Origin of the sequence: Pelomonas caseinilytica (assembly GCF_021353235.1) — a bacterium.
Taxonomy (GTDB): domain Bacteria; phylum Pseudomonadota; class Gammaproteobacteria; order Burkholderiales; family Burkholderiaceae_C; genus Pelomonas; species Pelomonas caseinilytica.
The window spans coordinates 38,299-51,320 of record NZ_JAJTWT010000012.1 but is presented as its reverse complement, the minus strand read 5'-3'; the positions used below and the strand labels follow the sequence as shown (position 1 = coordinate 51,320).

Below are 13,022 nucleotides of genomic sequence, written 5' to 3'. Positions count from 1 at the left end.
GCGTCGCACGGGCCTTCCCGGGCGACGCCTTTTTTTCATCCCGCAGTCCCCCATGTCCGATCTGCTCGAGCCCCTGATCCGCCAGCGCGCCGACCCCCACATCTCCCGCCACGCCGACGGCTTCTACTACTTCACCGCCTCGGTGCCGCAGTACGACCGCGTCGAGATCCGCCGCGCGGCGACGATCGCCGGCCTGGCCGAGGCGCCTGCCTTCGTGGCCTGGCGCAAGCCCGACGCGGGGCCCTGCTCCGAGCTGATCTGGGCGCCCGAGCTGCACTTCAACCAGGGGGCCTGGTACGTCTACTTCGCGGCCGCGCCCACCCGTGAGCTCGACCACCAGGGCATGTTCCAGCACCGCATGTACGCGCTGCGGAACACTTCGCCTGACCCCTTCGCTGGCCGCTGGGAGCTGCTGGGGCAGGTGGACACGGGCCTGGACAGCTTCTGCCTGGACGCCACCACCTTCACCCACCGCGGCCGGCTCTACTACCTGTGGGCGCAGAAGGACCCGGCCATCCCCGGCAATTCCAACCTCTACATCGCGCCGATGGCGACGCCCTGGCAGCTCGGCGGCCCGCCCGTGCGGCTCAGCCGGCCCGAGCACGGCTGGGAGTGCCGCGGCTTCCTCGTCAACGAGGGGCCGTCGGTGCTCGTCCGCCATGGCCGCGTCTTCGTCAGCTACTCGGCCAGCGCCACCGACGAGAACTACGCCATGGGCCTGCTCTGGGCCGACGAGGATGCCGACCTGCTCGACCCGGCGAGCTGGCGCAAGTCGCCCGAGCCCGTCATGCGCAGCGCGCCCGAGGACAGCGTCTTCGGCCCCGGCCACAACAGCTTCACCGAGGGCGCCACGCCCGGCGAGGTGCTGCTGGTCTACCACGCCCGCACCTACACCGAGATCGTCGGCGACCCGCTGTGGAACCCCGACCGGCACAGCTTCGTCAAGCCGCTGCGTTGGGCCGCCGACGGCATGCCCCGGTTCGGCTGGCCCTCGCGACGGGACTGATACCCGTTCCGGTATCGAGGCACCGAGGAAATTGATTGGATTGCAATTTCCCCCATGCCTAGCATGCCTCGAGCGGCTCCAGGGCCCCGAAGAACAACAGCGAGACACCCATGACGACTGAGGACAAGAAGAGCAAGGTGAGGCTGCGCTCGGCCGAGTGGTTCGGCACGCAGGACAAGAACGGCTTCATGTACCGCTCCTGGATGAAGAACCAGGGCATCCCCGACCACGAGTTCCAGGGCAAGCCCATCATCGGCATCTGCAACACCTGGAGCGAGCTGACGCCCTGCAACGCCCACTTCCGCAAGCTGGCCGAACACGTCAAGCGCGGCATCCTGGAGGCAGGCGGCTTCCCGGTCGAGTTCCCGGTGTTCTCCAACGGCGAGAGCAACCTGCGCCCGACCGCCATGCTCACGCGCAACCTCGCCAGCATGGACGTCGAGGAGAGCATCCGCGGCAACCCGATGGACGCCGTCGTGCTGCTGGTGGGCTGCGACAAGACCACGCCCGCCCTGCTGATGGGCGCGGCGAGCTGCGACGTGCCGGCCATCGTCGTCACCGGCGGCCCGATGCTCAACGGCAAGCTCAAGGGCAAGGACATCGGCTCGGGCACGGCCGTGTGGCAGCTGCACGAGCAGGTCAAGGCCGGCGAGATCAGCATGCACGACTTCATGGCCGCCGAGGCCGGCCACTCGCGTTCGGCCGGCACCTGCAACACCATGGGCACGGCCTCCACCATGGCCTGCATGGCCGAGGCCCTGGGCACCTCGCTGCCGCACAACGCCGCCATCCCTGCCGTCGATGCGCGCCGTTATGTGCTGGCCCACCTCTCCGGCATGCGCATCGTCGAGATGGTCTGGGAGCAGCTGACGCTGTCCAAGGTGCTGACCCGCGAGGCCTTCGAGAACGCCATCCGCGTCAACGCCGCCATCGGCGGCTCCACCAACGCCGTCATCCACCTCAAGGCCATCGCCGGCCGCATCGGTGTCGACCTGGAGCTGGAGGACTGGACCCGCATCGGCCGCGGCACGCCGACGCTCGTGGACCTGCTGCCCTCGGGCCGCTTCTTGATGGAGGAGTTCTATTACGCCGGCGGCCTGCCGGCCGTGCTGCGCCGCCTCGGCGAGGCCGGCCTGCTACCGCACAAGGATGCCCTCACCGTCAACGGCAAGAGCCTGTGGGCCAACTGCCATGACGCGCCCATCTACGACGACGAGGTCATCCGCAAGCTCGACAACCCGCTGATCGCCGACGGCGGCATCTGCATCCTGCGCGGCAACCTCGCGCCGCGCGGCGCCGTGCTCAAGCCTTCGGCGGCCACGCCCGAGTTGATGACCCACCGCGGACGCGCCGTCGTCTTCGAGGACTTCGAGGACTACAAGGCCCGCATCGGCGACCCCGACCTCGACGTCGACGCCAGCTCCATCCTCGTCATGAAGAACTGCGGCCCCAAGGGCTATCCCGGCATGGCCGAGGTCGGCAACATGGGCCTGCCGCCCAAGCTGCTGGCCGCGGGCGTGAAGGACATGGTGCGCATCTCCGACGCGCGCATGAGCGGCACGGCCTACGGCACGGTGGTGCTGCACGTGGCGCCGGAGGCGCGGGCGGGCGGCCCGCTGGCGGTCGTCAAGGAAGGCGACTTCATCGAGCTGGACTGCGCGGCCGGCCGCCTGCACCTGGACGTCTCCGAGGACGAGCTCAAGGCCCGCCTCGAAGCCTGGGCCGCCGCCCAGACCACCGACCCCGCCGACGCGAGCGGCTATCGCCAGCTCTACGTGCAGCACGTGCTGCAGGCCGACGAGGGCTGCGACTTCGACTTCCTGCGCGGCAAGCGCGGCGCGGCCGTGCCACGTCACTCTCACTGAAATGGAATCCAAACAAAGCCACAGAGGCACAGAGACACAGAGAGACCGTCATCCCTCTGCCTCTGTGTCTCTGTGCCTCTGTGGCCGTATTTCATCGTCCCGAAAACAGACATGAGCAACAACATTCAAGGCCTCTCCCTGATCGGCGGCCAGCCCGTCCGCGGCAACGGCAAGCCCTTCCAGGCCTTCGATCCCGGCAGGAACGAGGCCATCGGCCCCGATTTCCACGCCGTCGATGCGGCCCAGGTCGCCGAGGCCTGCGTCCTGGCCGGTGCCGCCTTCGACGCCTACCGCGCCACCAGCGACCACGAGCGCGCCGATTTCCTGGACCAGGTCGCCGCGCAGATCCTCGCCCTGGGCGATGCCCTCGTCGAGCGCGCCATGGCCGAGACCGGCCTGCCGCGCGCACGGCTGGAAGGCGAGCGTGGCCGCACCGTCAACCAGCTCAAGCTCTTCGCCGAGCTGCTGCGCGAAGGCAGCTGGCAGGACGCCCGCATCGACACCGCCCTGCCCACGCGCACGCCGCCGCGGCCGGACCTGCGACTGCGCTTCGTGGGCGTCGGCCCCGTGGCCGTCTTCGGGGCCAGCAATTTCCCGCTCGCCTTCTCGGTCGCCGGTGGCGACACCGCCGCGGCGCTCGCCGCCGGCTGCCCGGTCGTCGTCAAGGCCCACTCGGCCCATCCGGGCACGTCCGAACTCGTCGGTCGAGCGGTGGTGGAGGCCGTGCGCCAGTGCGGCCTGCCGGCCGGCGTCTTCGCGCTGCTGACGGGCAGCGGCCACGGCATCGGCGACACCCTGGTGCGCCACCCCGCCATCCAGGCTGTCGGCTTCACCGGCTCGCGCAGCGGCGGCCTGGCGCTGATGGCCGCGGCGGCGGCCCGCCCCCAGCCCATCCCCGTCTATGCCGAGATGAGCAGCATCAACCCCGTCGTCCTGCTGCCCGGCGCCCTCACCGCCCGCGGGGCCGATATCGCGACGGGCTTCGCCGCCTCGTTGACGATGGGCGTGGGCCAGTTCTGCACCAACCCCGGCCTGGTGCTCGGCCTGGCCGGGCCTGATCTCGACCGCTTCGCCCAGGCCGCGGCCGAGGCCCTCAAGCCTGTGGCTGCCGGCACCATGCTGACGCCCGGCATCGCCGGCGCCTACCAGCGCGGCGAAGAGCAGCTCGCCGGCCAACCGGGCGTCGAGGCCCTGCTGCGCGGCGAATCCGGCGGCTGCCAGGGTGCGCCCAGCCTGTTCCGCACCACCGGTGCCGCCTTCCTGGCCAACCACGCGATGTCGGCGGAGATCTTCGGCCCCGCCTCGCTGCTGGTGGCCTGCCGCGACCTCGACGAACTGCTGGCGGTGCTCGAAGGCCTGGAAGGCCAGCTCACCGCCACGCTGCAGCTGCAGGACGAGGACGAGGCCGACCTCGCCGCCGCCCGCCGCCTGCTGCCGACGCTGGAGCGCAAGGTGGGCCGCATCCTCGCCAACGGCTTCCCGACGGGCGTGGAGGTGTCCACCGCCATGGTCCACGGCGGCCCCTTCCCGGCCACCAGCGACGGCCGCAGCAGCTCGGTCGGCACGGCCGCCATCCAGCGCTTCCTGCGCCCGGTCTGCTACCAGAACCTGCCGCGCGCGCTGCTGCCGCCCGTGCTGCGCGAACCCAACGAGCGCGGCGTCTGGCGCCGCCGCGATGGCGCGTTGACCCGGAACTGAACACAACAAAGCCACAGAGGCACAGAGACACAGAGAGCCCCGGACACAGCAGACACACGAACGCAGAACACCCGTTGATGGCGCTTACCCGCTTTCTCTGTGCCTCTGTGTCTCTGTGGCTGTTTTCTCGGCGGCGCCCATAGACCCAACGACGCAAAGACAACACAGGAGACAAGTCGATGAAGAAACAACTGTTGGCCCTCGTCGCCACGCTGGCCGTCGGCGCGAGCGCCGTGGCGGCGGATACCAAGCTGGTCGTCAACGCCGACCAGCCCGGCCCCGTCATCCACCGCAACGTCTACGGCCAGTTCGCCGAACACCTCGGCACCGGCATCTACGAAGGCATGTGGGTCGGCCCCGACTCCAAGATCCCCAACGTGCGCGGCTGGCGCAAGGACGTGGTGGCGGCTCTCAAGGACCTCAAGGTGCCGCTGGTGCGCTGGCCCGGCGGCTGCTTCGCCGATGAATACCACTGGCGCGACGGCATCGGCCCGCGCGACAAGCGCCCGATCAAGATCAACACCAACTGGGGCGGCGTGCCCGAGGACAACGCCGTCGGCACGCACGAGTTCTTCGACCTCGTCGAGCAGATCGGCGCCGAAGCCTATGTGAACGGCAACCTCGGCACCGGCAGCGCGCAGGAGATGTCGGAGTGGCTGGAGTACATGACCGGCGAAGGCAAGTCCACGCTGACCGACTTACGACGCAAGAACGGCCGCGACAAGCCCTTCCGCGTGCACTACTTCGCCGTCGGCAACGAGGCCTGGGGCTGCGGCGGCAACATGCGCCCCGAGTACTACGCCGACCAGTACCGCCAGGTCGCGAGCTTCCTGAAGACGCCCGGCAACAACCGCCCCATCTTCATCGCCAGCGGCGGCAACGGCCTGCAGACGGAGTGGACCGAGGTGCTCAGCAAGGGCGTGCACAGCGTCAACGCCATCTCCCACCACTCCTACACCCTACCCACGGGCCAGTGGGAGCACAAGGGCGCGGCCGTCGGCTTCCCGGAGAGCGAGTGGATCTCGACGCTGGCCAACGTCAAGAACATCGACGAGATCATCACCAGGAACACGGCCGTCCTCGACAAGAACGACCCGGCGAAGAAGATCGGCTTCTACTTCGACGAGTGGGGCAGCTGGTACGACCCGGACCCCGGCAGCAACCCCGGCTTCCTGGTCCAGCGCAACACGCTGCGCGACGCCCTGCTGGCGGCCCTGCACTTCAACGTCTTCCACGCCCACGCCGACCGGGTGCAGATGACCAATATCGCGCAGATGGTCAACGTGCTGCAGGCCATGATCCAGACGAGCAAGGACAAGCTCGTGCTGACGCCGACCTACCACGCCTTCAAGCTCTACACGCCCTTCCAGGACGCCACCTCCCTGCCGGCCAAGATCGAGAACAACCCGGTCTACAAGGTCGGCGCGGTCGAGATGCCGGGCCTGTCCGCCACTGCCGCGCGCGGCAAGGACGGCAAGCTCTACGTCGGCCTCGTGAACTCGAATGCGAACCAGCCCGCCGAGCTGACGCTGCAGGTCGGCGCCGGCGCGCCCAAGGCGGTCAAGGGCCAGCTGCTGACCGCCGGCGCGATGGACGCACAGAACGAGCTCGGCAAGGCGCCGCAGGTCCTGCCGCAGCCCTATGAAGCCCGGGCTGCCGGCGGCAAGCTGACGCTGAAGCTGCCGGCCAAGTCCATCGTCGTCGTCGCCGTCGAGGGCTGACCCGCCCTCTCGACGAGCACGTTCCGCGAACCGCAACGCCTGCGCCAGCCATGCTGCTCGCCCAGGCGTTGCGCTGCGTTCGCGGCATCCACACGGCATATCAAAACCAGGATCGACAGCGCCTGCAATGTCATTGGTGCACAGCCGCGCAGCCTCCTAGGCTCCGCCGGCCACAACAAGCACACCCGGAGACATCACCATGGCCTTGCACAACCGCCGCGACTTCCTCGCCGGCTCTGCCGCCCTCGCCCTGACCGCCTGCGGCGGCGGTGGCGGTGGGAGCTCTGCGCCCGCCCCCGCGCCTTCGACACCCGCGCCCGCGCCCACGCCGGCCAACCCCAATGCCGTCCAGGCCGCGCTGAGCTTCGGCAACGCGTCGGTCCATGACCCGTCGGTCATCCGCGTCAACGGCTCGTTCTACGTTTTCGGCTCCCACCTCGCGGCGGCCAGGACGACGGACCTGATGAACTGGACCAAGCTGGCCGACGGTGTCGACAACGGCAATCCGCTGTTCGGCAACAAGGTCACGACCGAACTCGCCGCCACCTTCGCATGGACGACGGTGACGGACCTGTGGGCGCCCGACGTCGCCAGGCTCGACGACGGCAAGTTCTACATGTACTACTGTTCCTGCCAGGGCAGCTCGCCGCTGTCGGCCCTGGGCGTGGCCGTCGCCGGCAGCGTCGACGGCCCCTATGCGAACAAGCAGATCGTGCTGAAGTCCGGCATGGTGGGTACGTCCGAGGACGGCACCCCCTACGACGCGACCCGGCACCCCAACGTGGTCGACCCCGCCGTGTTCAAGGACGCGACGGGCAAGCTGTGGATGATCTACGGCTCCTACTCCGGCGGCATCTACATCCTGCAGCTGGACCCGGCGACGGGCCTGCCCATCCCCGGCCAGGGCTACGGCAAGCACCTGCTGGGCGGCAACCACGCCGAGATCGAGGGCGCCTACGTCATCTACAACCCGGCGACCCAGTACTACTACATGTTCACGTCGTGGGGCGGCCTGGCCGCGGCCGGCGGCTACAACGTCCGCGTCTGCCGCTCGCTCGCGCCGGACGGCCCCTACCTGGACGGCTTCGGCACCGACATGGCCACCGTCAGGGCCAGCGCCCCCTTCGACCGCCCCAGCATCCAGAACTTCGGGATGAAGCTGATGGGCGGCCACCAGTACGCCAACGCCGCGTTCGAGACCGGCACGGCCCTGGGCTACGTGTCGCCGGGCCACAACTCGGCCTACTACGACGCGACGACGGGCCAGTACTTCATCATCTTCCACACCCGCTTCCCGGGCACGGGCGAGCTTCACGAGATCCGCGTGCACGAGATGCATTTCAACGCGGACGGCTGGCCCGTCGTCGCCGCGCTGCGCTACGCGCCGCTCAGCCTGGCCAGCCCGGCGCAGACGGCCGACGTCAGCGCGGCGCAGGCGGCCGGCACCTACAAGCTGGTCAACCACGGCAAGGACATCACGGCGACGAGCAAGGGCTCCATCGTCGTGACGCTCAACAACGACGGCAGCATCGGCGGCGCGGGCGGCATGACCGGCACGTGGACGCACGACGGCAGCAACCGCATCACCCTCGTGAGCGGTGGCGTGACCTACAGGGGCGTACTGTCCCGCCAGTGGAATGCCAACTCCAGCGCCTTCGTCGTGAGCTTCAGCGTGATCTCGTCGACCGCCAGCACGGCCGCGGCGACCGGCGTCTCGTTGTGGGCCGTGCGCCTGAGCAGCTGACGATGCGCCGCCTGCTCGCCGCTCTCGCCCTCGCGCTGTGTGCCCATGCGGCCGGCGCGGCGACGCAGGCCTTCGCGCTGGACCGCGTGAGGCTGCTGGACGGCCCCTTCCTCGACGCGCAGGCGACCGACCTGCACTACCTGATGGCGCTCGATCCCGAGCGCCTGCTCGCGCCCTTCCGCCGCGAGGCCGGCTTGCCCGTTCCGGTGGCCAGTTATGGCAACTGGGAGTCCAGCGGCCTGGACGGCCACATGGGCGGCCACTACCTGTCGGCCCTGGCGCTGATGTGGGCCTCCACCGGCGACCCGGCCGTCAAGCAGCGCCTCGACCACGTCGTCGCCGAACTCAAGCGCTGCCAGGACAAGCTCGGCACCGGCTACATCGGCGGCATTCCCGACGGCGCCAAGGCTTGGGCGCAAGTCGGCGCCGGCGACCTCAAGGTCGACAGCTTCTCGGTCAACGGCCGCTGGGTGCCCTGGTACAACCTGCACAAGCTCTTCGCCGGCCTGCGCGACGCCTGGGTGGATGGCGGCAATGCCGATGCGCGCGACATGCTGGTCAAGCTCAGCGACTGGGCCCTGCGCCTGACCACGCCGCTGAGCGACGCCCAGATGCAGGACATGCTGCGCGCCGAGCACGGCGGCATGGCCGAGGTGCTGGCCGACGTGGCGGCGATGACGGGCGACCTGCGCTACCTGGCGCTGGCGCGGCGCTTCACCCACCAGGCCCTGCTGCAGCCCCTGGCGGCCGGCGAGGACCGCCTCACCGGCCTGCACGCCAACACCCAGATCCCCAAGGTCATCGGCTTCGCCCGAATCGCGCAACTGAGCGGCGAGGACGAGGGCCGGCGCGCCGCCGAGTTCTTCTGGCGCACGGTCGTCGGCAAGCGCAGCGTCGCCATCGGCGGCAACAGCGTCAAGGAGCACTTCCACCCCGCCGACGACTTCCGCCCCATGCTCGACGAGGTGGAAGGGCCCGAGACCTGCAACAGCTACAACATGCTCAAGCTGACCGCGCTGCTCGCGCAGTCGGCCGCCGGGCCGCACCGCTACTCCGACTACGCCGACTACTACGAACGCACCCTCTACAACCACATCCTCGCCTCCCAGCACCCCGGCGAAGGCGGCTTCGTCTACTTCACGCCGATGCGGCCCCAGCACTACCGCGTCTACTCGCAGGTCGACCAGGGCATGTGGTGCTGCGTCGGCTCCGGCCTGGAGAGCCACGCTCGGCACGGCGAGTTCATCTACGCCCACGACGGCGACGTCCTCCACGTCAACCTCTTCATCGCCTCCACGCTGGACTGGCGCGAGCAGGGCGTGCGCATCACCCAGAGCACCCACTTCCCCGACGAGCCGCGCACCCGGCTGACGGTGCAGGACGCCGGTGAGTTCGCGCTCAAGATCCGCCACCCCGGCTGGGTGGCGTCCGGCGCGCTGACGCTCAAGCTCAACGGCAGGCGCGTGGCCGCCAAGGCCAGGCCCGACGGCTATGTCGAGCTGCGCCGCCGCTGGGCCGCGGGCGACCAGGTCGACGTCGAGCTGCCCATGCGCACGCGGCTCGAGCCCATGCCGGGGCTGAAGAACTATGTCGCCGTGCTGCACGGCCCCATCGTGCTGGCGGCCAGGACACCCCAGCCCGGCGAAAGCCTCGGTTTTCGGGCCGACGGCTCGCGCATGGGCCACGTCCCGCAGGGCGCCGTCTGCCCCCAGGAGGCGGCGCCCGTCTTCGTCAGCCCGAGCCTGAAGGAAGCCGACGTCGTGCGCCGCTTCAAGCCGGTGCCCGGACAGCCCCTCACCTTCACCGCGCCAGGCCTGATCCAGGGCCGCCACGGCGCCGAGGACCTGCAGCTCATCCCCTTCTTCCGCCTGCACGACTCGCGCTACATGGTCTATTGGGCGCGCAGCACGCCGGCCCAGCAGAGCCTGATGCGAGACGAGCTCGCCAGGGCCGAGGAAGCCCGCCTGGCGCTGGATGCCATCACCATCGACCAGGTCGCGCCCGGGGAGCAGCAGCCCGAGGCCGACCACGGCTTCAAGGGCGAGGGCGCCGAGAGCGGCATCGCGGCGGCCGGCCGCTGGCGGCATGCGCGCCAGTGGTTCAGCTACGAGCTGAGCGACCCGCAGGGCCAGGCCCGGCTGCTCCGCCTGAGCTTCGCCAAGGGCGACGCGGGCCGGCGCTTCGACCTCGTCGTCAACGGCCAGCGCATCGCCGAGATCGAGCTGGCCCGCCCGGATGCGCCGGGCGAGATCTACACCCGCGACTTCGCCCTCCCCGCCGAGCTGGTGGCCCGGGCCGGCGGCCGGCTGACCGTCAAGTTCGTGGCCCGGGCGGATTCCATTGCCGGCGGGCTTTACGGCCTGCGGCTGCTGCGTTAGACATCACACCCTGAAGGAGACACACCATGGCCTTTTCCGTCGTCGCCCGCCGCACCCTGCTGGCCGCCGCCCTCGCGCTGCCCGCCGTCGGCGCCCTCGCTGCTCCCCTCGTCCTGGGCTTCTCCCAGGTCGGCGCCGAGAGCGAATGGCGCACCGCCAACACCGCGTCCATCAAGGCTGCGGCCAAGGAGGCCGGCATCACGCTCAAGTTCGCCGACGCCCAGCAGAAGCAGGAGAACCAGGTCAAGGCCATCCGCAGCTTCATCGCGCAGAAGGTCGACGTGATCGCCTTCTCGCCGGTGGTCGAGTCCGGCTGGGACACGGTGCTGAAGGAAGCCAAGGCCGCGGGCATCCCGGTCATCCTGACCGACCGCTCCGTGAAGGTCGCCGACCCCTCGCTCTACGTCACCTTCATCGGCTCGGATTTCGTCGAGGAAGGCCGCAAGGCGGCGCGCTGGGTGCTGGAGCGTGCGGCCAAGGCGCCCAACGCGGCGCTGAACATCGTCGAGCTGCAGGGCACGGTGGGCTCGGCCCCGGCCATCGACCGCAAGAAGGGCTTCGAGGAGGTCATCAAGGCCAATCCCAAGCTGCAGATCATCCGCTCGCAGTCCGGCGAGTTCACGCGCGCCAAGGGCAAGGAGGTGATGGAGTCCTTCCTGAAGCAGCGCGACAAGAAGATCGACGTGCTGTTCGCGCACAACGACGACATGGCCATCGGCGCCATCCAGGCCATCGAGGAAGCGGGGCTGAAGCCGGGGGTGGACATCCTCATCGTCTCCATCGACGGCGTGCGCGGCGCCTTCGAGGCCATGAAGGCGGGCAAGCTCAACGTCACCGTCGAGTGCAATCCGCTGCTGGGGCCGCAGCTGATGCAGCTGGCCAAGGACGTGGTGGCGAAGAAGCCGGTGGAAAAGCGCATCACCGTCAATGAAGGCGTGTTCCCGGCGGAGGTGGCGGCGAAGGAGCTGCCGAACCGGAAGTACTGACCGTGGTTCGTTGGAATGGGGTTGTGGCCGGGCCCAGCCGGTCACCCGCCGGGGCGAACTCCCGGCACCGCACTCTCGCGACAACGAGAACTCACTCATGAGCACCCAACCCGTGCTGGCCCTCTCCGGCCTCCACAAATCCTTCCCCGGCGTCAAGGCCCTCAGCAATGTCAGCCTGCGCCTCTTCCCCGGCGAGGTCCACGCGCTGATGGGCCAGAACGGCGCCGGCAAGTCCACGCTCATCAAGGTCCTTACCGGCCTCTACCAGCCCGACGCCGGCACCATCACCCTCGACGGACAGCCCATCGCGCCCAAGCGCACCGAAGACGCCCAGGACCTCGGCATCCGCACCGTCTACCAGGAGGTCAACCTCTGCCCCAACCTCAGCGTGGCGGAGAACATCTGCGCCGGGCGCTTCCCGAGGCGCTGGGGCCGCATCGACTGGGCCGCCGTCCATGCCGAGGCTCGCCGCGTGCTCGCGCAGATGGACCTGGACATCGACGTCGCCGCGCCGCTGTCGCGCTACTCGCTGTCGGTGCAGCAGATGGTGGCGATCGCCCGCGCCCTGCGCATCTCGGCGCGCGTGCTCATCCTCGACGAGCCCACGTCCAGCCTGGACGAGGCGGCCGTGCAGCGCCTGTTCACCGTGCTGCGCCGCCTGCGCGACCAGGGCCTGGCCATCCTCTTTGTCACCCACTTCCTCGACCAGACCTACGCCCTGGCCGACCGCATCACCGTGATGCGCAACGGCGAGACCGAGGGCGAGTACCTGGCCAGCGAGCTGAGCCGACTCGCCCTGGTCAACAAGATGGTCGGCGCGGCGCCGGACCAGCAACCCAGCCGCCTGGACAGCCGCAGCGCCGGCACCGGCGAGCCGGTGCTGCGCGCCGAGGGCCTCGCCCGCCGCGGCGCCCTGCAGCCGCTCGACCTCGAACTGCGCCAGGGCGAGGTGCTGGGCCTGGCCGGGCTGCTCGGCTCCGGCCGCACCGAGGCGGCGCGCCTGCTGTTCGGCGCCGACACGGCCGATGCCGGCCACGTGGAGACCCGCGGCCGGCGCGGCCGCTGGCATTCGCCACGCGAGGCCATCGCCGCCGGCATCGCCTTCTGCTCCGAAGACCGCAAGCACGAAGGCGCCATCCTCGACCTCTCCGTGCGCGAGAACATCGTGCTCGCCCTGCAGGCCCGCGCCGGCCTGCGCCTGGCCCTCGGCCGCGAGGAGCAGCAAGCCCTGGCCGAGGACTACATCCGGCGCCTGGGCATCAAGACGGCCAGCGCCGACACCCCCATCGGCCAGCTCTCCGGCGGCAACCAGCAGAAGGCCCTGCTGGCCCGCTGGCTGGCCACGCAGCCCGCCGTCCTCATCCTCGACGAGCCCACCCGCGGCATCGACGTGCGCGCCAAGGAAGACCTGATGGACCAGGTGCGCGCCCTCGCCCACCGGGAAGACGGGCCCGGCATGGCCATCGTCTTCATCTCCTCCGAGCTGCCCGAGGTGCTGCATTGCAGCGACCGCGTCCTGGTGCTGCGCGACCGCCGCGCCGCGGGCGTCTACCGCCGCGGAGAGCTGGACGAACGCAGCGTCCTCGAAGTCATTGCCGCCGAGCCCGCGGCCCAGGCCGCATGA

Annotated in this window: 8 protein-coding genes; all 8 read left to right on the top strand. The window is 70.0% G+C overall.

All coding sequences use genetic code 11. The features are described 5' to 3' along the window. Positions 1–52 precede the first annotated feature (52 nt). Entirely contained in the window at positions 53–1,006 is a 954-nt protein-coding gene (locus tag LXT12_RS22420) for a glycoside hydrolase family 43 protein (protein WP_233394528.1), read from the top strand. 110 nt (positions 1,007–1,116) lie between these two features. Then, positions 1,117–2,871, top strand: coding sequence for an IlvD/Edd family dehydratase (locus LXT12_RS22415; RefSeq protein WP_233394527.1), 1,755 nt, complete (start codon positions 1,117–1,119; stop codon positions 2,869–2,871). A 111-nt stretch (positions 2,872–2,982) separates the two neighbouring features. Continuing rightward, on the top strand, positions 2,983–4,569 hold the full coding sequence (locus LXT12_RS22410) for an aldehyde dehydrogenase (NADP(+)) (RefSeq protein WP_233394526.1): 1,587 nt from the start codon (positions 2,983–2,985) through the stop codon (positions 4,567–4,569). A gap of 179 nt (positions 4,570–4,748) precedes the next feature. Continuing rightward, positions 4,749–6,290, top strand: coding sequence for an alpha-N-arabinofuranosidase (locus LXT12_RS22405; RefSeq protein ID WP_233394525.1), 1,542 nt, complete (start codon positions 4,749–4,751; stop codon positions 6,288–6,290). 199 nt (positions 6,291–6,489) lie between these two features. Continuing rightward, positions 6,490–8,034: a glycoside hydrolase family 43 protein gene (locus tag LXT12_RS22400; RefSeq protein WP_233394524.1), complete on the top strand. Its 1,545-nt coding sequence runs from the start codon at positions 6,490–6,492 to the stop codon at positions 8,032–8,034. Between the two features lie 2 nt (positions 8,035–8,036). Next, positions 8,037–10,412 carry a glycoside hydrolase family 127 protein gene (locus LXT12_RS22395; RefSeq protein ID WP_233394523.1) on the top strand — a complete coding sequence of 792 codons (2,376 nt, stop codon included), beginning with the start codon at positions 8,037–8,039 and terminating at the stop codon, positions 10,410–10,412. Between the two features lie 26 nt (positions 10,413–10,438). Then, complete coding sequence (locus tag LXT12_RS22390) at positions 10,439–11,398, top strand: ABC transporter substrate-binding protein (protein WP_233394522.1); 960 nt, start codon at positions 10,439–10,441, stop codon at positions 11,396–11,398. A 97-nt stretch (positions 11,399–11,495) separates the two neighbouring features. Further along, positions 11,496–13,022 carry a sugar ABC transporter ATP-binding protein gene (locus LXT12_RS22385; RefSeq protein WP_233394521.1) on the top strand — a complete coding sequence of 509 codons (1,527 nt, stop codon included), beginning with the start codon at positions 11,496–11,498 and terminating at the stop codon, positions 13,020–13,022.

What these genes read in the sequence shown, in the direction of transcription:
- LXT12_RS22420 (WP_233394528.1), top strand. Translation starts at nt 53, where the DNA reads ATGTCCGATCTGCTCGAGCCCCTGATCCGCCAGCGCGCCGACCCCCAC.
- LXT12_RS22415 (WP_233394527.1), top strand. Translation starts at nt 1,117, where the DNA reads ATGACGACTGAGGACAAGAAGAGCAAGGTGAGGCTGCGCTCGGCCGAG.
- LXT12_RS22410 (WP_233394526.1), top strand. Translation starts at nt 2,983, where the DNA reads ATGAGCAACAACATTCAAGGCCTCTCCCTGATCGGCGGCCAGCCCGTC.
- LXT12_RS22405 (WP_233394525.1), top strand. Translation starts at nt 4,749, where the DNA reads ATGAAGAAACAACTGTTGGCCCTCGTCGCCACGCTGGCCGTCGGCGCG.
- LXT12_RS22400 (WP_233394524.1), top strand. Translation starts at nt 6,490, where the DNA reads ATGGCCTTGCACAACCGCCGCGACTTCCTCGCCGGCTCTGCCGCCCTC.
- LXT12_RS22395 (WP_233394523.1), top strand. Translation starts at nt 8,037, where the DNA reads ATGCGCCGCCTGCTCGCCGCTCTCGCCCTCGCGCTGTGTGCCCATGCG.
- LXT12_RS22390 (WP_233394522.1), top strand. Translation starts at nt 10,439, where the DNA reads ATGGCCTTTTCCGTCGTCGCCCGCCGCACCCTGCTGGCCGCCGCCCTC.
- LXT12_RS22385 (WP_233394521.1), top strand. Translation starts at nt 11,496, where the DNA reads ATGAGCACCCAACCCGTGCTGGCCCTCTCCGGCCTCCACAAATCCTTC.